At 73.0% G+C, this 20,824-nt stretch carries 19 protein-coding genes; 5 read left to right on the top strand and 14 right to left on the bottom strand.

The features are described 5' to 3' along the window. Positions 1 to 69: 69 nt before the first annotated feature. Positions 70 to 723, top strand: coding sequence for a bifunctional DNA primase/polymerase (locus ACZ6J5_RS31235; RefSeq protein ID WP_469397066.1), 654 nt, complete (start codon positions 70 to 72; stop codon positions 721 to 723). Between the two features lie 94 nt (positions 724 to 817). On the opposite strand, the gene ftsY is transcribed toward ACZ6J5_RS31235, so the two are convergent. Next, positions 818 to 2,026 carry a signal recognition particle-docking protein FtsY gene (gene ftsY, locus ACZ6J5_RS31240; RefSeq protein WP_469397068.1) on the bottom strand — a complete coding sequence of 403 codons (1,209 nt, stop codon included), beginning with the start codon at positions 2,024 to 2,026 and terminating at the stop codon, positions 818 to 820. A gap of 85 nt (positions 2,027 to 2,111) precedes the next feature. Between ftsY and ACZ6J5_RS31245 the strand changes: the two genes are divergently transcribed. Together ACZ6J5_RS31245 and ACZ6J5_RS31250 are read left to right on the top strand one after the other, a co-directional pair. Next, positions 2,112 to 3,581: a cytosine permease gene (locus ACZ6J5_RS31245; protein WP_469397070.1), complete on the top strand. Its 1,470-nt coding sequence runs from the start codon at positions 2,112 to 2,114 to the stop codon at positions 3,579 to 3,581. Positions 3,582 to 3,633: 52 nt separating this feature from the next. After that, a complete protein-coding gene (locus ACZ6J5_RS31250; protein WP_469397071.1) occupies positions 3,634 to 4,614 on the top strand; it encodes an LLM class flavin-dependent oxidoreductase in 981 nt (326 codons plus the stop codon). Positions 4,615 to 4,623: 9 nt separating this feature from the next. On the opposite strand, the gene ACZ6J5_RS31255 is transcribed toward ACZ6J5_RS31250, so the two are convergent. The 4 genes from ACZ6J5_RS31255 to ACZ6J5_RS31270 form a co-directional block, all read right to left on the bottom strand. After that, positions 4,624 to 6,054, bottom strand: coding sequence for a sugar porter family MFS transporter (locus ACZ6J5_RS31255; RefSeq protein WP_469397073.1), 1,431 nt, complete (start codon positions 6,052 to 6,054; stop codon positions 4,624 to 4,626). Between the two features lie 139 nt (positions 6,055 to 6,193). Further along, positions 6,194 to 9,775 carry a chromosome segregation protein SMC gene (gene smc / locus ACZ6J5_RS31260; protein ID WP_469397075.1) on the bottom strand — a complete coding sequence of 1,194 codons (3,582 nt, stop codon included), beginning with the start codon at positions 9,773 to 9,775 and terminating at the stop codon, positions 6,194 to 6,196. A 233-nt stretch (positions 9,776 to 10,008) separates the two neighbouring features. Then, complete coding sequence (locus ACZ6J5_RS31265) at positions 10,009 to 10,224, bottom strand: hypothetical protein (RefSeq protein ID WP_362475673.1); 216 nt, start codon at positions 10,222 to 10,224, stop codon at positions 10,009 to 10,011. A 415-nt stretch (positions 10,225 to 10,639) separates the two neighbouring features. Then, complete coding sequence (locus ACZ6J5_RS31270; protein WP_469397077.1) at positions 10,640 to 10,921, bottom strand: acylphosphatase; 282 nt, start codon at positions 10,919 to 10,921, stop codon at positions 10,640 to 10,642. A gap of 128 nt (positions 10,922 to 11,049) precedes the next feature. Here ACZ6J5_RS31270 and ACZ6J5_RS31275 point away from each other — a divergent pair, with 128 nt between their 5' ends. Further along, positions 11,050 to 11,919, top strand: a complete 870-nt coding sequence (locus ACZ6J5_RS31275; protein WP_469397079.1) for a CAP domain-containing protein — start codon at positions 11,050 to 11,052, stop codon at positions 11,917 to 11,919. 71 nt (positions 11,920 to 11,990) lie between these two features. On the opposite strand, the gene ACZ6J5_RS31280 is transcribed toward ACZ6J5_RS31275, so the two are convergent. Further along, positions 11,991 to 12,575 (bottom strand): flavodoxin family protein, encoded by a 585-nt coding sequence (locus tag ACZ6J5_RS31280; protein ID WP_469397080.1) that lies wholly within the window; start codon positions 12,573 to 12,575, stop codon positions 11,991 to 11,993. Positions 12,576 to 12,733: 158 nt separating this feature from the next. On the opposite strand from ACZ6J5_RS31280, the gene ACZ6J5_RS31285 reads away from it, so the two are divergent. Further along, positions 12,734 to 13,120 carry a winged helix-turn-helix transcriptional regulator gene (locus tag ACZ6J5_RS31285; protein ID WP_469397082.1) on the top strand — a complete coding sequence of 129 codons (387 nt, stop codon included), beginning with the start codon at positions 12,734 to 12,736 and terminating at the stop codon, positions 13,118 to 13,120. Here ACZ6J5_RS31285 and mutM read toward each other — a convergent pair. The 8 genes from mutM to recG all read right to left on the bottom strand — a co-directional run bounded on the left by mutM (position 13,110) and on the right by recG (position 20,465). After that, positions 13,110 to 13,979 carry a bifunctional DNA-formamidopyrimidine glycosylase/DNA-(apurinic or apyrimidinic site) lyase gene (gene mutM, locus ACZ6J5_RS31290; RefSeq protein WP_469397084.1) on the bottom strand — a complete coding sequence of 290 codons (870 nt, stop codon included), beginning with the start codon at positions 13,977 to 13,979 and terminating at the stop codon, positions 13,110 to 13,112. The two genes, ACZ6J5_RS31285 and mutM, sit on opposite strands and share 11 nt — an antisense overlap. A 120-nt stretch (positions 13,980 to 14,099) precedes the next feature. After that, positions 14,100 to 14,909 carry a ribonuclease III gene (rnc, locus tag ACZ6J5_RS31295; protein ID WP_469397086.1) on the bottom strand — a complete coding sequence of 270 codons (810 nt, stop codon included), beginning with the start codon at positions 14,907 to 14,909 and terminating at the stop codon, positions 14,100 to 14,102. A gap of 19 nt (positions 14,910 to 14,928) precedes the next feature. Next, positions 14,929 to 15,102 (bottom strand): 50S ribosomal protein L32, encoded by a 174-nt coding sequence (gene rpmF, locus ACZ6J5_RS31300; protein WP_015036448.1) that lies wholly within the window; start codon positions 15,100 to 15,102, stop codon positions 14,929 to 14,931. 2 nt (positions 15,103 to 15,104) lie between these two features. Beyond that, positions 15,105 to 15,755 carry a YceD family protein gene (locus ACZ6J5_RS31305; RefSeq protein WP_469397101.1) on the bottom strand — a complete coding sequence of 217 codons (651 nt, stop codon included), beginning with the start codon at positions 15,753 to 15,755 and terminating at the stop codon, positions 15,105 to 15,107. Positions 15,756 to 15,887: 132 nt separating this feature from the next. Next, the gene (locus tag ACZ6J5_RS31310) at positions 15,888 to 16,958 is read right to left on the bottom strand and encodes an ATP synthase F0 subunit B (protein ID WP_469397088.1); all 1,071 of its coding nucleotides are present in this window, start codon (positions 16,956 to 16,958) and stop codon (positions 15,888 to 15,890) included. A 109-nt stretch (positions 16,959 to 17,067) separates the two neighbouring features. Next, positions 17,068 to 17,559, bottom strand: coding sequence for a pantetheine-phosphate adenylyltransferase (gene coaD / locus ACZ6J5_RS31315; RefSeq protein ID WP_469397103.1), 492 nt, complete (start codon positions 17,557 to 17,559; stop codon positions 17,068 to 17,070). A gap of 26 nt (positions 17,560 to 17,585) precedes the next feature. Next, entirely contained in the window at positions 17,586 to 18,167 is a 582-nt protein-coding gene (gene rsmD / locus ACZ6J5_RS31320) for a 16S rRNA (guanine(966)-N(2))-methyltransferase RsmD (RefSeq protein WP_469397090.1), read from the bottom strand. Between the two features lie 84 nt (positions 18,168 to 18,251). Continuing rightward, complete coding sequence (gene recG, locus ACZ6J5_RS31325) at positions 18,252 to 20,465, bottom strand: ATP-dependent DNA helicase RecG (RefSeq protein ID WP_469397091.1); 2,214 nt, start codon at positions 20,463 to 20,465, stop codon at positions 18,252 to 18,254. Positions 20,466 to 20,824 lie beyond the last annotated feature (359 nt).

Below are 20,824 nucleotides of genomic sequence, written 5' to 3' on the forward strand. Positions count from 1 at the left end.
GGGGCAGCGGAGCGTGACGGTGACCGGCCGGTCCGTAACCACCGGCGCGTCCGACCCGTTGGAGGGGGCATGGGCTTCACGATCGGCGGCATTCGTGAGATGCGTTCCGGCTCGCGTCGGCGCGCACGGACCACGGAGTGCACAGCGGTGGCCGAGTACACCGGACTGTGGGGCTGGGACGTCGTCCCGGGAGCGAGGGCGGTCGCGGGCCGCTGCTCCTGCGGCGATCTCGGCTGTACGGCGCCGGGGGCGCATCCGCTCTCCTTCGCCGAGCCGGTCCCGGCGGGCGCGGGCCTCGACGTCGCGACCAAGGCGTGGTCGGAGTATCCGGGGGCGGCGGTGCTGCTGCCCGTCGGCCGGGCCTTCGACGTGATCGAGGTCGCCGAGGCGGCGGGCCGCCGGGCGCTGGTCCGGCTGGAGCGCATGGGACTGCCGCTGGGCCCGGTGAGCGTGACGCCGACGGGCCGCGCGCGGTTCTTCGTCGCCCCCGGCGCCGCGGCCGAGCTGCCTCGGCTGCTCTACCGGATGGGCTGGGACGACGCCGGGCTGGACCTGCACTGTCTGGGCCCGGGCTCGTACGTCACCGCCCCGCCCTCGGACCTGGGCGGGCTCGGGCCGGTGCGCTGGCTGCGCCCGCCCACGCTGGACACGGCGGGCGCCCCGCCGCAGGCCCGGCTGCTGCTCGGGACCCTCGCGTACATCTGCCACCGCACCCACCTCTGAGCGCCCGCCCCTCCCCCGTAGAGACGAGGAAGGCCCCCACCGGATCCGGTGGGGGCCTTCCTCGTCCGCGCGCCCGCGCGGTGGACCGTGGGGGTCAGTCGCCGATCAGGGCGTCCACGAAGGCGCCGGGCTCGAACGGGGCCAGGTCGTCGGGGCCCTCGCCCAGGCCGATCAGCTTGACCGGGACGCCCAGCTCGCGCTGGACCGCGATGACGATGCCGCCCTTGGCGGTGCCGTCCAGCTTGGTCAGCACGATGCCGGTGATGTCGACCACCTCGGCGAAGACACGGGCCTGGATCAGCCCGTTCTGGCCGGTGGTGGCGTCGAGGACGAGAAGGATCTCGTCGAGCGGGCCGTGCTTCTCGACGACCCGCTTGACCTTGCCGAGCTCGTCCATGAGGCCGGTCTTGGTGTGCAGCCGGCCGGCGGTGTCGATGAGGACGACGTCCGCCTTCTCGGCGATGCCCTCCTTGACCGCGTCGTAGGCGATCGACGCCGGGTCGCCGCCCTCCGGGCCGCGCACGGTGCGCGCGCCGACCCGCTCGCCCCAGGTCTGGAGCTGGTCGGCGGCGGCGGCGCGGAAGGTGTCGGCGGCGCCGAGGACGACGGACTTGCCGTCGGCGACGAGCACCCGGGCCAGCTTGCCGGTGGTGGTGGTCTTGCCGGTGCCGTTGACGCCGACGACCATCACGACGCCGGGGACGTCCTCGGGGCTCTCGGTCCTCACCGAGCGGTCCACCTCGGCGCCGAGCAGGGCGACGAGCTCCTCGCGGAGCAGCCCGCGCAGCTCGTCGGGGGTGCGGGTGCCGAGCACCTTCACCCGCTCGCGCAGCCGCTCGACGAGCTCCTGGGTGGGGGCGACGCCGACGTCGGCGGTGAGGAGGGTCTCCTCGATCTCCTCCCAGGTGTCCTCGTCCAGGTGCTCGCGGGACAGGAGCGTGAGCAGCCCCTTGCCGAGCGAGTTCTGGGAGCGGGCGAGCCGGGCCCGCAGCCGCACCAGGCGGCCCGCGGTCGGCTCGGGAACCTCGATCCCGGGCGCCTCGGCGACCGGCTCCGCGGCCGGGGCCTCGGCGGTCTCGGGGGCGGGGAGGGGGACCTCTTCGACGGTGCGGCGTGGTTCTTCCCGCGGCGTCTCCGCCTCGTCGCCGACGTGCGGTTCGGCGGGCGGAGCGGTGATGGTCGGCGTGGTGGACGGCGGCTCGGCGGGCGGCAGCTGCTTCTTCTTGCGACCGCTGATCACGAGTCCGCTGGTCACGGCGACCGCGACGACCAGAGCGATGACTACAGCAAGGATGAGTTCCATAACCTGACCAGTATCGGCCACGGGAGCACTGTTCGAGGAGCACGTAGTCTGGGTGGGTCCCCCCACGTTTGTACGGAGTGTCCCCATGCCCCACGCCGCCGAGACCGAAGGCGCGCAGAGCGGCGCCACGATGGAGAGCCGCGGCCTCGAACCCGTCCCCGACTCCGAGCGCTCCGGCCGGGTCCGCGAGCTCTTCCCCACCTGGGTCGCCGCCAACATCAGCGTGCTGCTGCTCACCATGGGTGCGGGCCTGATCGTCTTCAACGGCCTGAACTTCTGGCAGGTGCTGTTCGTCGCGGCGGCGGCGCCGGTCCTCTCGTACGGGATCGTCGGGCTGATCTCGATCGCGGGCAAGCGCGGCGGGGCGCCCGGCATGGCGCTGTCCCGCGCGGTCTTCGGGCAGCGCGGGAACCTGTTCCCCGGCGCGCTGATCTGGGTGGCCCGCTGGGGCTGGGAGACCATCAACGCGGTCACCGGCGCGTACGCGGTGCTGACCGTGCTGGACCTGCTCTTCGGTGTGAAGTCGAACACGGCGCTCATCGTGGTGACGCTGCTGCTCTTCGTCTCCTGCACCTTCCTGGTCTCCGGGCTCGGGATCAACGCGCTGCGGGTGTGCAGCAAGTGGTCGACGTACCTCTTCGGCGCCTTCTCGGTGCTGGTCCTGGTCTATCTGGTGGCGAACACGGACTGGTCGGCGGTCTTCGCCAAGCCGGCCGGCTCGACGGCGATGCTGGTGGCCGGTGTCGGCACCATCGCGGCGGGCGGCATCAGCTGGGTGCCGTCCGGACCGGACTTCACCCGCTACCTGCCGCGGAACGCCTCCTCGAAGGGCCTGGTCGGCACGACGGTCGGCGGCGCGGGCATCGTGGTGCTGCCGATGGTCCTGATGGGCGCGGTGATGGCGGTCTCGACGCCGGACCTGGCCTCGGCGCAGGACCCGGTCTCCTTCATCGGCGAGCTGCTGCCCACCTGGATCTCGGTGCCGTACCTGCTGATCGCGCTGATCGGGATGCTGCTGATCAACTCGATGTCGATGTACTCGGCGGGCTTCACCGCGCAGACCCTCGGCATCAAGGTCTCGCGGGCCGCCGCCGTCAGCGTGAACGCGCTGATCAGCCTGGTCTTCGGCTTCCTGCTGATGGTGGTGGCGAGCAGCTTCATCGGCTCCTTCATCTCCTTCCTGACCCTGCTCGCGGTCGCGTTCTCGGCGTGGATCGGCGTCTTCGGCGTGGACATGCTGACCCGCCGGAGCTATGACGCGGCGGCGCTGATGGACACCACCCGGACCAGCGCCTACTGGTACCGGGGCGGCTTCGCCTGGCAGGCGATGGCGGCCTGGGCCACGGCGCTGGTGGCCGGCCTGCTCTTCACCAAGGTCGACTGGTTCACCGGCCCGCTGGCCTCGTCCTGGATCGGGCGGAACGGCCTGGGCTGGGCGGCGACGATCGTGGTGGCCGGCGTGCTGTACGCGGTGCTGCCCCGCGAGCGGGCGGCGGAGCCGGCCCCGGTGCCGGGCGAGGAGCCCGACGGGCGGCGCACACCCGTTTCCATCTGACGCAACGTCAGCTAACGTCCCCCTCCGACGCACCCGTGGAGGGGGACTTCCCATGCCGTTCACCGTCGTCCGGTTCAACCTCGTCGACCCGCACGCGGACCCCGTCTCCCTCTCGGCCCGCTACCGGGCGGCCGTCGAGATGGCGGCGCACGCCGACGCGCACGGCGTCGACACCGTGCAGACCGAGGAGCACCACGGGGCCGCCAACAACTGGCTCCCCTCCCCCTTCGCCTTCGCCGGGGCCGTCTTCGGCGCCACGAAGCGGATCGCGGTCACCGTCTCGGCGATCATCGGCCCGCTGCACGACCCGCTGCGGCTGGCGGAGGAGATCGCGGTCCTGGACCTGCTGAGCGCGGGCCGGCTGGTGACCGTCGCGGGCATCGGCTACCGGCCGGAGGAGTACGAGGAGCGCGGGGTCGACTGGGGGCGCCGGGGCAGGCTCCAGGACCTGCTCCTGGAGACCCTGCTGACCGCCTGGTCGGGCGAGCCCTTCACGTACCAGGGCCGTACGGTACGGATCACCCCGAGGCCCTTCACCCGGCCGCACCCGCTGCTGCTGGTCGGCGGCTCCTCGAAGGCGGCGGCCCGGCGGGCGGCGCGGCTGGGGCTGCCCTTCTTCCCGAGCGCGCACCTGCCGGAGCTGGAGACCTACTACCAGGAGCGGTGCGCGGAGCACGGCACCGAGGGCTGGGTGATGATGCCGGCGCGCGAGACCCCGCTGCTGCACGTCTCCGAGGACCCGGACCGGACCTGGGCCGTGTACGGGGAGCACTTCCTGCACGAGGCCCGCACCTACGCCTCCTGGCAGTCGAAGGACATCCGCTCGGCGGTCCGCTCGGGCGCCGGGAGCGTGGCGGAGCTGCGCGCGGAGGGGGTCTACCGGGTGGTGACGCCGGACGAGTGCGTGGCGCTCGGGCGGGAGCTGGACAGCCTGGTGCTGCACCCGCTGTGCGGCGGGATGCCGGTCGAGGAGGGCTGGCGGAGCGTCCGGCTGTTCGGCGAGAGCGTGCTGCCCCGGCTCAAGGAGCGGTGACGGCCCGGCTCAGCCCATCTCCTCCAGCGCCTTGCCCTTGGTCTCCTTCACGTACCGCAGCACGAAGGGGATCGAGAGCACGGCGAAGACCGTGTAGATGATGTACGTGCCGGACAGGTTCCAGTCCGCGAGGGACGGGAAGCTGGCGGTGATGGCCCAGTTGGCGATCCACTGCGCGGAGGCGGCGACGCCGAGGGCGGCGGCCCGGATCCGGTTGGGGAACATCTCGCCGAGGAAGACCCAGACGACCACGCCCCACGAGAGGGCGAAGAAGAGCACGAAGACGTGGGCGGCGACGAGCGCCACGGCGCCCTGGGCGGTGGGCAGCTTGCCGTCGACGAGGTCGGCGGAGAACGCCCAGGCCTCGAAGGCGAGGGCGACCGCCATGCCGCAGGAGCCGACGAGGGCGAGCGGCTTGCGGCCGACCCGGTCGACCAGGACCATCGCGATCACGGTGCCGACGATGTTCACGATCGACGTGGTGAACGAGTAGAAGAACGAGCTCGTCGGGTCGATGCCGACGGACTGCCAGAGCGTCGCCGAGTAGTAGAAGGCGACGTTGATGCCGACGAGCTGCTGGAAGACGGAGAGCCCGATGCCGACCCAGACGATCGGCAGCAGCCGGTACGAGCTGCCCGCCACCATCAGGTCCCTGAAGGTGGACTTGTGCTCGCTGCGCATGGCCCGGTCGATCTCGGCGACGCGGTGGTCCAGGTCCACGTCCTTGCCCTCGACCTCGGCGAGCACCTCCTTGGCGCGGTCGGTCCGGCCGACGGAGATCAGGAAGCGCGGCGACTCCGGGATGGCGAAGGAGAGCAGGCCGTAGAGGAGGGCGGGCACGACCATCACGCCGAGCATCCACTGCCAGGCCTCCAGCCCGCCGATCTTGCCGCGCTGGTCGCCGTCGGCGAGCTGGAGGATGCCGTAGTTGACCAGCTGGGAGATGGCGATGCCGATGACGATCGCGGCCTGCTGGAAGGAGCCGAGGCGGCCCCGGTACGCGGCGGGGGCGACCTCCGCGATGTAGGCGGGGCCGATCACGGAGGCCATGCCGATGGCGAAGCCGCCGATGATCCGCCAGAAGGCCAGGTCCCACAGGGCGAAGGGCAGCGCGGAGCCGACGGCGCTGATGGTGAAGAGCACGGCGGCGATCCGCATGCAGTGGATGCGGCCGATGCGGTCGGCGATCCGGCCCGCGGTGGCGGCGCCGATCGCGCAGCCGATCAGGGCGATGGCGATGACCTGGGCCAGGGCCGCGGAGCCGATGTCGTACCGGTCGCGGATGGCCTCGACGGCGCCGTTGATGACGGAGCTGTCGTAGCCGAAGAGGAAGCCGCCCATCGCGGCCGAGGCCGTGATGAAGATGACGTGTCCGATGTGCTCCGGGGCGGCCGACCGCCCATCGGACGGCGGCGGGGGCGCCTGCTCGGTGCTGGTCACATGGGCTCCTCGGGAGGACGGTCCTTCCGCCGGGCGCTCCGGACCGCCGGTGCTCGGCCGGGCGTCCGGGGTTTCCGGGGCTTCCAGTGGCGCACACCTTCCCGCCGTCCACCACTTCAACCGCGGCCCGTTCACCGGTTCAGCGCAACCGCTGGCTGATCACCTTCGAGACCCCGTCCCCCTGCATGGAGACGCCGTACAGCGCGTCGGCGACCTCCATCGTGCGCTTCTGGTGCGTGATCACGATCAGCTGCGAGGACTCCTGGAGCTCCCGCATGATCCGGATCAGCCGCTGGAGGTTGGTGTCGTCCAGCGCCGCCTCGACCTCGTCCATCACGTAGAACGGGCTGGGCCTGGCCTTGAAGATGGAGACCAGCAGCGCCACGGCCGTCAGCGAGCGCTCGCCGCCGGACAGCAGCGACAGCCGCTTGACCTTCTTGCCCGGCGGGCGGGCCTCCACGTCGATGCCGGTACGGAGCATGTCGTCCGGGTCGGTGAGCACCAGCCGCCCTTCGCCGCCCGGGAAGAGGCGCGAGAAGACCCCCTCGAACTCGCGGGCGGTGTCCCGGTACGCCTCGGTGAAGACCTGCTCGACCCGCAGGTCCACCTCCTTCACCACCTGGAGGAGGTCGGTCCGGGTCTTCTTCAGGTCCGCGAGCTGCTCGGAGAGGAACCGGTGCCGCTCCTCCAGGGCCGCGAACTCCTCCAGGGCGAGCGGATTGACCTTGCCGAGCTGCTGGTAGGCCCGCTCGGCGGCCTTCAGCCGCTTCTCCTGCTCCGAACGGACGAACGGCCGGGGCCGCCCACCCGGATCCTCGGCCCCCTCGGCGGGCGCCTCGCCCTCGGCCGGTGTCTCACCCTCGGCCGACGGCGACGGCGGTACGGGCTGGTGGGGACCGTACTCCTCGACCAGCGCGGCCGGCTCCACACCCAGCTCCTCCAGCGACCGGCTCTCCAGCTGCTCGATCCGCAGCCGCTTCTCGGCACCCAGGACCTCGCCCCGGTGCACCGAGTCGGTGAGCTTGTCGAGCTCCTGCTTGAGGTCGCGGCCCCGGGTGCGGGCCGCCCCGAGCCCCTCCTCGCGGGCGCCCTTCGCCGCCTCCGCCAGGGCGCGCTCCCGCTCGGCGAGGCCCAGCGAGACCTCCACGTGCGCGAGGAGCTGGCGGCTGCCCGAGGCGACGGCCGCGGCGACCTCCGCCTCGTGGCGCAGCCGGGCCCGGCGCTGCTCCGCGCGGGCGCGCGCCTCGCGTTCGGCGCGGGCGGCCCGGTCCAGCGAGTCGGCCCGGCCGGCCAGCCCCTTGACCCGCTCCTCGTGGGTGCGGACCTGGAGGCGGGCCTCCATCTCGGTCTGGCGCGCGTTGGAGCCGTCGATGGCGAGCCGGTCGCGGACCGAGCCGTCCGGCTCCTCGTCCGTACCGTCGCCGGGGGACGCCTCCTCGGCCACGAGCAGGCGTTCGGCCAGCTCCTCCGCCTCGGCCAGGGCCCGCTCCAGCGCCTCCGCCGCGCGCGCGGCCGCGGCGGCGGTCCGCTCGGCCTCCCCCTCGGCGCCCCTGGCCTGCCCGGCGAGCCGGCCGAGCCGCTGGGCGACCGCCGACTTCTCCCGGTCGGCGGCCCGGCGCCGCTCGGCCAGCTCGTCCACCAGGCGCGCGCTCTCGCTCCGGCGTACGGAGGCGGCCTCCTGTCCGGCCGTCAGCTCCGCGCAGCGCACCTCCAGGTCCGCCAGCTCCGCCGCCGCCTCGTCGACCGAGGCCCGCACCTCCAGGAGGCTGGGCGCGCCGGCCGCGCCGCCCTGGGCGAGGTGGGCGCCGAGCAGGTCCCCGTCGGCGGTGACGGCGGTCAGGTCGGGGCGGGCGCGGACCAGCGCGACGGCGGCGTCGAGGTCGTCGACCACGACGACGTCCGCGAGCAGCCGGCGCACGGCGCCCATGAGGGACGCGGGGCCGGAGACCAACGGGGCGGCGGGCCGGGCGCCCGCCGGGGGCGGCGCGTCCGGGGCGGCCGGCCCGGGGGCGCCCGCGAGCAGCAGCGAGGCCCGGCCCGCGTCCTGCTTGCGGAGCAGCCGCAGGGCCTCGGCGGCGGGCCCGGGGCCGCTGACGGCGAGGGCGTCGGCGGCGGCGCCGAGGGCGGCGGCGACCGGGACCTCGTAGCCGGCGGCGACGGTCAGCAGCTCGGCGGCCGGGCCGAGGAGTCCGTCGAGTCCGGTGGCGCGCAGCGCGCCGGTGCCGTCCTTGCGGCGCAGTCCGAGCGCGAGGGCGTCGCGCCGGGCCCCGGCGGCGGCGCGGGCGCGTTCGGCGGCCCCGACGGCCTCGCGGGCGGCGGCGAGCGCGGCCTCCGCCGAGGCGAGCTCCTCGCGGGCGGTCTCGTGGCGCTCCCCCAGCTCGGCGTCCCCGGCGTCCAGGCCCTCGACCTCGGCCTTGAGCTCCTCGTACTCCTCCCGCGCGGCGGCCGCGCGCTCCCCCGCCTCGTCGCGGGCGGCGGCCAGCCGGTCGATCTCGGCCTGGGCGGAGGCGGCCCGGGAGCGGGCGGCGCTGGCCTGACCGTGCAGCCGGGCCAGCCCTTCGCGGCGGTCGGCGAGGGCGCGGGCCGCGTCCTTGAGCCGCCGCTCCTCGACGGCGAGGGCGCGTTCCAGTTCCGCTCGGTGGGCGACGGTGTCCTCCAGGGCGCGCTCGGCGGCCTCCAGAGCGGCCGTCAGCTCGGCCTCCTGCTCGCGGATGCGGGCGGCCTCGCGCTCCAGGTCCTCGGGGTCGCGTCCGCGCCGCTCCTCGGCGGGCCGGTCGGTGGCGCTGGTGACGCGGGCGTCGGCGAGCGAGACGGTGCCGCGCACCCGCTCGGCCAGCCGGGAGAGCTCGTACCAGCTCTGCTGGGCGCGCTGGAGCCGGGGCGCGAGGCGGCGCACCTCCTCTTCGAGGGCGGCCTCCTCGGCGAGCGCCGCCTTCAGGGCCGCCTCGGCGGACTCCTTGCGGGCGAGCAGCGCGGCCTCGTCGGCGACCTCGGCGCGCAGGGCCTCGCGGAGCCGGACGAGGTCGTCGGAGAGCAGCCGCAGGCGGGCGTCGCGCAGGTCGGCCTGGATGACGGCGGCCCGGCGGGCGACCGCGGCCTGCCGGCCGAGGGGCTTGAGCTGGCGGCGCAGTTCGTCGGCGAGGTCCTGGACGCGGGCCAGGTTGGCCTGCATGGCGTCCAGCTTCCGCAGCGCCTTCTCCTTGCGCTTGCGGTGCTTGAGGACGCCGGCGGCCTCCTCGATGAAGGCGCGGCGGCCCATGGGGTCGGCGTGCAGGACGGAGTCGAGCTGGCCCTGGCCGACGATGACGTGCATCTCGCGGCCGATGCCGGAGTCGGAGAGCAGGTCCTGGATGTCGAGCAGCCGGCAGGTGTCGCCGTTGATCTGGTACTCGCTGCTGCCGCCCCGGAACATGATCCGGGTGATCGTGACCTCGGCGTAGTCGATGGGCAGCGCGCCGTCGGAGTTGTCGATGGTCAGCGACACCTCGGCGCGGCCGAGCGGGGGCCGCCCGGTGGTGCCGGCGAAGATGACGTCCTCCATCTTGCCGCCGCGCAGCGACTTGGCGCCCTGCTCGCCCATGACCCAGGACAGGGCGTCCACGACATTGGACTTGCCCGAGCCGTTGGGGCCGACGACGCAGGTGATCCCGGGTTCGAACCGCAGCGTGGTGGCGGAGGCGAACGACTTGAAACCGCGGAGCGTCAGGGCCTTGAGGTGCACGCCAGCGGACTCTACCCGGGGTCTCGTGTTTCACCCGTGAACGTGCGGGGCACACCCTCCCCCAAGGAATGTGACGCGGGGGACGGCGAGGGCCGGGGGGATGAGCCGAGGAGGCGGTGCCCCGCGCGGGGAGGCCGCGGGAGGCGCCGCAAGAAAGAAGGGACGCCGGGGCGCCCCTTGCATATCTGGCCGTGCTGGCGAGAGTGTTTCTCACCGGGCCCCGGCACGGGGCGTCAGGTGAGCGCGGGCTCCGCCTTGGGTACGTCGAGGTCGATGCTGTCGAGCAGCGAGTCTCCGTGCTGTGCGGCGGCGGCAGCGAGCGAGTCGTTCTCGGACTGGATCCGAACCAGCTCGGACTCGAGGTCCTGGACTCGCTGCTGAAGCCGTCGCATCTCGGCGAGGAGTCGCGGGTCGGAGCCGCCGACGTAACCGAGAAGCGCCTTTGCCATGATGGATGGTCCTCCACACTGAGTGACCGACCGAATGCGGTGTGGGTCGTGAGGGATTCGCACCCGCGGTGCCGACCATGCTCTTTGTCGTGCCGGTTCTCACGGTCGAACAGCTGGGATGCGCGGGGCTTCCAGAGTCTCACCAAAAAGTTTGACGGTCAACACGATCACACCCCGTATCCAGGGTTACCGGGGGGTCCGCGGCCACACACAGGGGGCGGCGGCGCCTCACGACTCGGTACCCGAGGGGCGTGGAGATCATCCTTACCCGCGCAGCCTGGCACGGCAAGCCCTCATTGGCAACCACCAGGGGGTTTCCGCTTTCGGCGGCCCTTCCGCGTACGCCCCGAGCGCCCCCCGCGCGCCCCTCCAGGGCGGTCGCGCGGGGCGTCCGGCGGTGATCGCCGAGGGGGTCTCAGCGGATCGCGAAGGTCTCGTATCCGCCCCTGGGCGTGTCCCAGATCTCAGTCACTCCGTCCACGCGCCCGGGCGTGTCGCCGGAGCGGAGCCAGTCGAGCAGACGGTGGCAATTCTCACGCGGGCCCTCGGCCACGACCTGCACCCTGCCGTCGTCGAGGTTCAGGGCGAAGCCCACCAGCCCGCCGATCTCCAGCGCGTTTGCCCTGGTGAACCAGCGGAAGCCCACTTCCTGTACCCGGCCGCGCACCCAGGCGGTCATCCGTACGTCGTCATCCATGGCTGAACGCTAACGGGCGGATCACGGAAGGAGCACATCGGCCCCTCCGGCCATGGCGTACAGTCCCGACGAACGAAACCACACAGACGCAAAGATCAGCAAAGCGTCTTGCCAGGGAGGCAGAGCGAATGGGACGCCATCGGGGCGCGCGACGCGGCGCGCCGGTACGCACCGGACTGCTCGGCGTCTCCGCCGCGGTCGCCGTCGGAGCGCTCGCGGTCGCGACGGGGCTGCTGCCCGGCGGCGACACCTTCACGGCCGGCGGCGCGGGTCCGGGCGGCAAGGAGCAGGTGCGGGCGCGCGAGGCGCCGAGCCTGACGACGCAGGGCGGCGCCTCGGCGACCCCCGCCGACGGCGGCGCGTCCCAGGGCGCCGGGACCGGCACCGGGAACGGCAAGGCCGTCTCCCCGCCCGCTCCCCCGGCGGCCCCGAAGACCCCGGCGGCGCCCTCGCCGAAGCCGGCCGCCCCTTCTGCCGCGAAGACCACCGCGCCGAAGGCCGCCGCGAAGCCGAGCCCGAAGCCCGAGGCTCCGGCACCGGCGAGGACGGCCCGCCCGAGCACGGCCCCGAGCACCCCCGCCGCCGCTCCGACGGCCTCCACGCGCCCCGTGGCGGGCCGCGAGGCGGCCGCCGAGGCCGAGGTCGTGCGGCTGGTGAACGCCGAGCGCGCCAAGGCCGGCTGCGTCCCGGTGCGCTCCGACGCGGAGCTGGCCGCGCTGGCGGGCGCCTTCAGCGCCGACATGGCGGCCCGGAACTTCTTCGACCACACCGACCCGGACGGCCTGACCCCCTGGGCGCGCGCCGAGAAGGCGGGTGTCAGCGGCCTGGGCGCGGAGAACATCGCCCGCGGCCAGGTCGACGCCGCCGCGGTGATGAAGTCCTGGATGGCGAGCGACGGGCACCGGGCGAACATCCTGAACTGCGACTACCGGACGCTGGGCGTGGGGGTCCACCTCGCGGACGGCGGTCCGTGGTGGACCCAGGACTTCGGCTTCTGAGCCGGCCCAGGGCGTACACGAAAGGCCCCGTCACCCTTGCGGTGACGGGGCCTTTCGGTTGCGGGCGCGGCTCAGGCAGCGGCCTTGCCGAGTGCGAAGACGCGGGCGGTCTCGGCGACGCGGCGGCCGAGGTGCTCGGCGGTGGCGACGTCGGCCTTGTGGACGGCCTCGGGGCCCAGGTCGCTGGGGGTCTGGGCGGCGGCGCCGGAGAAGAAGCCGAGGCGGTTGATGTCGTTCTCGGACGCGGTGCTGCTGTTCCAGCCGGGCTTCAGGCCCAGGTTGACCCAGGTCATGCCGTGCTGGCCGGCCAGCGTCTGGAAGAACTGCAGGGTGTGCAGCTTGTCGCCGCTCTTGGAGGCGGAGTTGGTGAAGCCGGCCGCCAGCTTGTCCAGCCACGCGTCGGCGAACCAGCGCTTCGAGCTGGCCTCGGCGAACTGGTGGAAGGCGCCGGAGGCGGTGCCCATGTAGGTCGGGGAGCCGAAGACGATGGCGTCGGAGGCGTCGAGCAGTTCCCACTCGGCGTCGGTGATCTCGTCGACCTTGATCAGGTGGACGGTGGCACCGGCGTCGGCGGCGCCGTCCCGGACGGCCTCGGCGATGACGGCGGTGTGGCCGTAGCCGGAGTGGTAGGCGATGGCGACGACGGGCGTGGTCACAGGGGACTCCTCGGACAACGGGGTCGGGGGGTGGGGGCACCGCCCGGGGACACCAGAAGTAGAGCACTAACTTTTAGATAGCGCAAACTTCTAGCGTGCGCACACCAAGGCGCAGCGCTTACGTGGCCGCAAGCGCTGTGCGGGAGTACGGTGGGTGCATGACCGACGCCGATGACCTCGCCTATGACGTCTTCGCGAAGGCGTGCCCGTCCCGGGGCACCCTGGAGCACGTGACCGGCCGCTGGGGCAGCCTGACCCTCGGCGCGCTGCACGAGGGGAGCTTCCGCTTCAACGAGCTGCGGCGCCGGGTGGACGGGGTCAGCGAGAAGATGCTGTCCCAGACGCTGCACGCGCTGGAGCGCGACGGACTGGTGCACCGCGAGGCGCAGCCGACCAACCCGCCCCGCGTGGACTACCGGCTGACCCCGCTGGGCCGCGAGGTCGCCGAGCGGCTGCTGGGCCTGATCCACCTGGTCGAGGGCCGGATGGACCAGGTGCTGGCCGCCCGGGAGAGCTACGACGAGGAGCGCGCCGTCACGGCGTGAGGCGCGGCGGGCGCTGGCAGCGCGGGCAGAAGTAGCTGGAGCGGTTCATCCAGGCGCGGCGGCGCATCGGCGTGCCGCAGCGGTGACAGGGCTCGCCCTCGCGCCCGTAGGCGTCGAGCGAGCGGTCGAAGTAGCCGGACTCGCCGTTCACGTTGACGTACAGCGAGTCGAAGCTGGTGCCGCCGGCCGCGAGGGCCGCGTTCATCACGTCCCGGACGTGCCCGAGCAGCTCCGCCGAGCGGGGCCGGGTGAGGGTGGCGGTCGGCCGGTCGTAGTGCAGCTTCGAGCGCCACAGCGCCTCGTCGGCGTAGATGTTGCCGACCCCGCTGATCAGCGACTGGTCCAGCAGCGCCCGCTTGACCGTGGTCCGCCGCAGCCGCAGCGCGGTCTGGAAGGCGGCGTCGTCGAAGAGCGGGTCCAGCGGGTCGCGCGCGATGTGCGCGATGACGTCGGGCAGCCCGTCCGCGCTGCCCGGGACGGTGTCGTGCAGCGAGAGCCCGCCGAAGGTGCGCTGGTCGACGAAGCGCAGCTCGGTGCCGGCCGCGTCGGCGAACCGGACCCGGATCCGCAGGTGCTTCTCGTCCGCCGCGTCCTCGGGCTGTACGAGCAGCTGGCCGCTCATCCCGAGGTGGCCGAGCACGGAGGCGTCGGCGCCCTCCAGCGGCAGCCACAGGTACTTGCCGCGCCGCCGGGCGGTGCCGAAGCGCTGCCCCCGGAGCCGGGCCGCGAAGTCCGCGCCGCCCTCCGCGTGGCGCCGCACGGCCCGCGGGTGCAGGACCTCGACCCCGGCGACGGTCCGGCCGGCGACCCACCGCTCAAGACCGCGTCGTACGACCTCGACCTCGGGCAACTCGGGCACGGCACTCCTCCGGAACGGTCCTGCGGCTGATGTCCGCAGCCTACAACCGCCCGGGTACGACGAAGCCCCCGTCCCCGGAAAGGGGGCGGGGGCTTCGCGAAGCGCTCGGGAAGCGAGGGCTCAGGCCGGGGCCTGGTCCTTGGCGGAAGCGGGCCCGGCGGCCCCTTCCCCTCCGTCGCCGGAGGCCTGCGCGGTGTGCGCGGCGGCCTCGGCCGCCGCACGCTCGTCCGCGGCCGCGCGGATGGCGCGCCACGCGGACTCCGCCGCCTGCTGTTCCGCTTCCTTCTTGCTGCGGCCGGTGCCGGTGCCGTACGAGACACCACCGACGCGGGCGGCAGCCGTGAAGACCTTCTCGTGGTCCGGACCCTCCTCGCTGACGAGGTACTCCGGCACACCCAGGCCCTCGGCCGCGGTCAGCTCCTGGAGACTGGTCTTCCAGTCCAGGCCCGCACCGAGGTTCGAGGACTTCTCGATGAGCGGGTCGAAGAGCCGGTGCACCAGCTCGGACGCCGCGTCGAGGCCCTGGTCGAGATAGACGGCGCCGATCACCGCTTCGAGGGTGTCGGCGAGGATCGAGGCCTTGTCCCGGCCGCCCGTGCCCTCTTCGCCCCGGCCGAGCCGGATGAAGGAGCCGAGGTCGAGGCCGCGGCCCACCTCCGCCAGCGCACGCGAGTTGACCACCGCGGCCCGCAGCTTGGCCAGCTGTCCTTCGGGCAGATCGGGGTGGGTGCGATAGAGCGTGTCCGTGACCACCAGGCCGAGCACGGAGTCCCCGAGGAACTCCAGCCGCTCGTTGGTGGGCAGACCGCCGTTCTCGTACGCGTACGAACGGTGGGTGAGCGCACGCACCAGAAGGGCGGACTCGAGGTGATACCCGAGCCGCCCTTCCAGAAGCGTGTGGGACGAGGCTGTGTTGACGTGGTCAGACATCGTGCCTCTCACCAGCCACTCAGACCGAGAGGACCTGGCGCTTGTTGTAGGTGCCGCAGCTCGGGCACGCGATGTGCTGCAGCTTCGGCTCCTGGCAACGCTCACACGAAACCAGGGTGGGGACCGCAGCCTTCCACTGCGACCGGCGGTGGCGCGTGTTGCTGCGCGACATCTTCCGCTTCGGAACAGCCACGGCTACTTCTCCTGCTTCTCGGCGGCGCTTCGGACGTCCCCGTCAGAGGAGCCGCTCATGTTGTCCTTCTCATCGGTTCCCTGCGAACCGGCGAGTCCCTGCAGAGCCGCCCAACGGATGTCGACGGCCTCATGGTGGTGGTCCGGGTTCTCGTTCAGGTTGATTCCACAGGTGGAACACAGACCTTCGCAGTCCTCCCGGCACACCGGCTGCATCGGCAGTGCGAGCACCACCGCATCACGCAGCACGGGTTCGAGGTCGAACAAGCCGTCCTCGAGAGGGATCATGTCCTCGTCGTCCTCGGCTTCGTCGTCCGCGGCCGCCCTAGAGCGGCCCCGGTCGTCGGAGTCGGGGTACGAGAACATCTCCTGGAAGTCGGCGTCGAGCTCAAGCTCGACGGACTCCAGACACCTTACGCACTCCCCCTCGGCCGATGCACGGGCGGTGCCTGTGACAAGCACCCCTTCCATGACCGACTCGAGTCGGAGCTCGATCTCCACCGGCGCGCCCTCGGGCACTCCGATGACCCCCGCGACACCCAGGTCCCTGGGGGCGTCGACCGTGCGGGAGATCCGCTGGAGGGCGCCAGGACGCCGCCCCAGCTCGTGCGTGTCGAACACGAGGGGGTCGCGGTGGTCAAGGCGCGTGCTCAGGGCTCTTCCTGCTTTCGGATCGTTAGTGAGGGGGGCTGCCGACCGAGGGCAGCATGGATCGCGGGATACGCGCGACCGAAGAGCCAGGATACTGGACGCTTCGCTCAGGGCCCAATCCGGGTCGCTCCGGACTCAGTGCCCCTGCTCGTAGCGGCGCAGCTGCTCCAGATCGATCATGCTCGTGTCGAAGAAGCTGGTCTCGTCGAGCGCGGCGGCCCCCGGCTGGTGCGCGGGCTGCGCGGGCGGGACCTGCTGCTGCTCGTAGCCGTACTGCTGCTGGTAGGCGTACGGGTCGGCGGCCGGCTGCTGGTACGCGTACGGGTCCTGCTGCTGGTAGCCGTACGGGTCGGGCTGCGGCACCTGGACGGGCTGGACCTGCTGGGGCACCTGCTGCTGGGCCGCGTAGCCGTACGGGTCGTGCGGGTCGTGCTGCGGCTGCGGCGGGGCCTGCTGCGGGATCCGCGCGGGCTCGGGGTCGGCCAGCTCGGCGAGACCGGCGAGGTAGTCGGCGTCGCTGGTGCGGACGGAGGCCCCGGCGGCGTCCTGCGCGGCCATGTGCTCGGCGAGGTCGTCGGTGGCGGTCCGGCCGTGCAGCTTCTGCCGGCCTCGGCCCACCGCCTCCAGGGTCTTGGCCAGCACCGCCTCGAAGGCGCCCAGCTTGGCGTCCACGTACGCGTCCGCCCGGTGGATCAGCGTCTGCGGGTCCGCGCTGTACTCGGGGGCGTCCTCGTCGGCGTAGCCGTCCGCGTCCAGCCCCGGGCCCCGGCCGAGCAGCTTCTCGCGGCCCCGGTCGACGGAGCCGATGGTCTTGTTGAGCACGACCTCGAAGTTGGCGAGCTTGGAGTCGACGTAGTCGTCGGCCTCGGCGCGGACCTCCTCGGCCTCGCGGCGGGCCTCGGTGAGGATGCGGTCGGCCTCGTCCTGGGACTGCCGGGCGACCTGGCTGTCGGAGACGATCGAGCCGCGCTCGGCGTGCGCCGCCTCGATGATCCGCTCGGCCTCCTGGCGGGCCTGCTCGACCATCTGCTCCCGGCCGCCGATCAGCTCCTGGGCCTGGGCGAGCGAGCCGGGCAGGGCCTCGCGCACCTCTTCGAGCAGGGCGAGCAGCTCGGCCCGGTTGATCACGCAGGACGCCGACATGGGCATGGAGCGGGCGCTCCGGACCGTCGCGACGATCTCGTCGAGCTTCTTCTGCACGTCCACCGGTGCTCGCCACTCTCTACAGCTGGATGGAGACGGACGGGACGACTGTAAGGCCAGTCGGGCCCCGTCCGGCACCTGGTGACGGAGGGTCAGCGGTGGTGGCCGCCGGTCACTGCCCCGCGCGCCGCTCGGCCAGCCGTTCGGTGAGCCGGCCGAGGACCGCCGGGGGCACCAGGTGGGAGACGTCGCCGCCCCAGGCCGCGACCTCCTTGACCAGCGAGGACGACAGGAAGCTGTACGTGGGGTTGGTCGGCACGAACAGGGTCTCGACGCCCGAGAGCCCGTTGTTCATCTGCGCCATCTGGAGCTCGTAGTCGAAGTCGCTGACCGCCCGCAGCCCCTTGACGATGGCCGGGATGTCCCGCTGCTTGCAGAAGTCGACGAGCAGTCCGTGGAAGGACTCGACCTCGACGTTGCCGAGGTCGGCGGTCACCTCGCGGATCAGCTCGATCCGCTCGTCGACGGTGAAGAGTCCCTGCTTCGACTGGTTGATCATCACCGCGACGTGCACGACGTCGTACAGCTTCGACGCGCGGGCGATGATGTCGAGGTGTCCGTTGGTGATGGGGTCGAATGACCCCGGACAGACGGCGCGGCGCAACGTGGGTCCCTCGCTCTCCGGTCCGGTCATCGTGCGTCTTCGCACGTAGAGGCGGCGCGACCGTACCAAAACGTTCCCTCGCCGTAGCGACGGGCCCGCAGCGGTGCGAAGCCGTCCGGCCAGCCGAATGCGCCGCCCCGAGTGCTGCGCTCCACGGTGACGAGCGCCTCGTCGGCGATCCAGCCCCCCGAGCGGAGTGTGAGCAGGATCTCCCGGAGACCGGCGTCCTCGACCGCGTACGGGGGGTCGAGGAAGACCAGGTCGTACGGCTCGGCGGGCGCCGGGCCCGCCGCGATCTGCTCGGCCTTGCCGGCGCGCAGCTCGGCGCCGGGCAGCCCGAGCGAGGCGATGTTCTCGCGGACGGTCCGGGCGGCGCGCGGGTCGGCCTCGACCAGCAGGGCGTGCGAGGCGCCCCGGGAGAGCGCCTCCAGGCCGACGGCGCCGGAGCCCGCGTACAGGTCGGCGACGCGCGCCCCCTCGATGCCGTGGAACGACTCCCAGGTGGAGAAGAGGCCTTCCCGCGCCCGGTCGGAGGTGGGGCGGGTGCCGTTGCCCGGGGGCACGGCGAGTCGGCGTCCGCCGGCGCTGCCGGCGATCACGCGGGTCATCTGCGGTCCTCGTCATCCATAAGCCGATGCTGTACGCACCAGCTTATGGCCGCCGCGGGACGCGCGGGCCTGCCCGTAGGCCGCTCAGCCCTTCTCCAGGTACTCCTCCCGGTCCTTGTCGAGGAGGGCGTCGAGGGCGGTGCGGAGCTCGGGGTGGGCGGTGAGGCCGGGGTCGGCGAGGACGAGGGCGGTGGCCTCCTCGCGGGCGGCGGCGATGACCTCCTCGTCGTCGATGACGGTGAGCATCCGCAGGGAGGAGCGGACCCCGGACTGGGCCTGGCCGAGGACGTCGCCCTCGCGGCGCTGTTCGAGGTCGATGCGGGAGAGCTCGAAGCCGTCGAGGGTGGCGGCGACCGCGCCGAGGCGCTGGCGGGCGGGGCTGGCCTCGGGCATCTCGGTGACCAGCAGGCACAGGCCGGCGGCGGAGCCGCGGCCGACCCGGCCGCGGAGCTGGTGGAGCTGGGAGACGCCGAAGCGGTCGGCGTCCATGATCACCATGGCGGTGGCGTTCGGCACGTTCACCCCGACCTCGATGACGGTGGTGGCGACCAGGACGTCCACCTCGGCGGCGGCGAAGCGGCGCATGACGTCGTCCTTGTCGTCGGGGTGCATCCTGCCGTGCAGCACCTCGACGCGGAGCCCGGCGAGCGGTCCGGCGCGCAGCTGCTCGGCGACCTCCAGGACGGCGAGCGGCGGGCGCTTCTCGGCCTCGTCCTCGGGGCTCGCCTTCCCCTTGCCCTTGCCCTTCCCCTTCTGGTCCTCCTCGTCGCCGATCCGGGGGCACACCACGTATGCCTGGTGGCCGCCCTCGACCTCCTCGCGGACCCGCTCCCAGGCGCGGGCGAGGAAGTGCGGCTTGTCGGCGGCGGGCACCACATGGCTGGCGATCGGCGAGCGCCCGGCGGGCAGCTGGTCGAGGACGGAGGTCTCCAGGTCGCCGAAGACCGTCATGGCCACCGTCCGGGGGATCGGCGTGGCCGTCATCACCAGCAGGTGCGGGGGCTGCTTGCCCTTGCCGCGCAGGGCGTCGCGCTGCTCGACGCCGAAGCGGTGCTGCTCGTCGACGACGACGAGGCCCAGGTCGTCGAAGCGGACCTTGTCCTCGATGAGGGCGTGGGTGCCGATGACGATCCCGGCCTCGCCGGTGACCAGGTCGAGCAGCGCCTGCCGGCGCCCGGCGGTGCCCATCGAACCCGTGAGCAGCACGACCTTGGTGGCGTGCTCGGCCCCGCCGAGCATCCCGCCCTCGGCGAGCTCGCCCATCATCTCGGTGACCGACCGGTGGTGCTGCTGGGCGAGCACCTCGGTGGGCGCGAGCATGGCGGCCTGCCCCCCGGCGTCGACGACGGCGAGCATGGCGCGGAGGGCGACCATGGTCTTGCCCGATCCGACCTCTCCCTGGAGGAGCCGGTGCATGGGGTGGTCGGTGGCGAGGTCGTCGAAGATCTCCCGGGAGACCTTCCGCTGACCCTCGGTGAGGGTGAAGGGGAGCTTGGCGTCGAAGGCGTCGAGCAGGCCGCCGGCGGCGGGGCGGCGGGGGACGGCCGGGAGCTGGGTGTCGGCGTGGCGGCGGCGGGCGAGGGCGACCTGGAGGACGAAGGCCTCGTCCCACTTGAGGCGGTCGCGGGCGTCGGCGATGTCGGCCTTGGTGCGCGGGCGGTGGACCTTGACGAGGGCGTCGGCGAGGTCGGTCAGGCCCCGGCCCTCGCGCAGGGCGGGTGGCAGCGGGTCGGCGAGGCCGGACCAGCCGGTGGCGGCCATGGAGTCCAGGGCGATGGCCACGGACTGCTCGATGGTCCAGGACTCCAGCTGCTTGCAGGCCGGGTAGAGGGGCAGCAGCTCGCTCGCGAAGGCCTTGACGGTCTCGGTGCCGCTCTCGGCGTCGAGCAGCTTGTACTCGGGGTGGGCGAGCTGGAGCCTGCGGTTGAAGAGGCCGACCTTGCCGGCGAACATGGCGCGCCGGCCGGGCAGCAGCTCCTTCTGGTGGAAGTGCACCGTGCGGCCGAAGAAGACCAGCTGCATCCGGCCGCTGCCGTCGGTGATGGTGACCTCCAGCCGCTGGCCGGTGCCGCGCCCGCCCTTGTTGAAGGTGTGCACGCGGGCGTCGGCGACCTGGGCGACCACGGTGACGTGCTCGTCGAGCGGCAGGTCGGAGAGCGCGGTGAGCTCGCCGCGCTCGGCGTACTTCCGGGGGTAGTGGTGGAGCAGGTCGCCCACCGTGCGCAGGTCCATGTGCTCGGCCATCACCTTGGCGGTGGCGGCGCCGAGCAGGGTCTTCAGCGGGTCGTCGAGCCGCACGGCTCCTCCTTCTGCGGACGGGCGGCGGCTCCGGACGGCTGCTGCGGTGGTTCGTCGGACACGGGCACGCGGTCCATTGCACACCACGGCACTGACAGACGTCGCACAGGCCGCGCGAACCGGTTGGTCACGTCGGCTCAGGGCCGCCTAGGATGGCCGCTCTTCCGCTCCTCCCCCGCGATCACCGGACGCCGGGATCGCCCGACCCGCGCCGTCGCCCGTCCCCCCACCGGCGCAGCGACGATGACTGCTGACCAGACACCGCACACGTTCCAGGTCGATCTGCGTGGCCTGGTGGACCTGCTCTCCCACCACCTGTACTCCAGCCCCCGGGTCTACCTGCGCGAACTCCTCCAGAA

It is taken from the genome of Streptomyces sp. NPDC042100 (assembly GCF_055582325.1).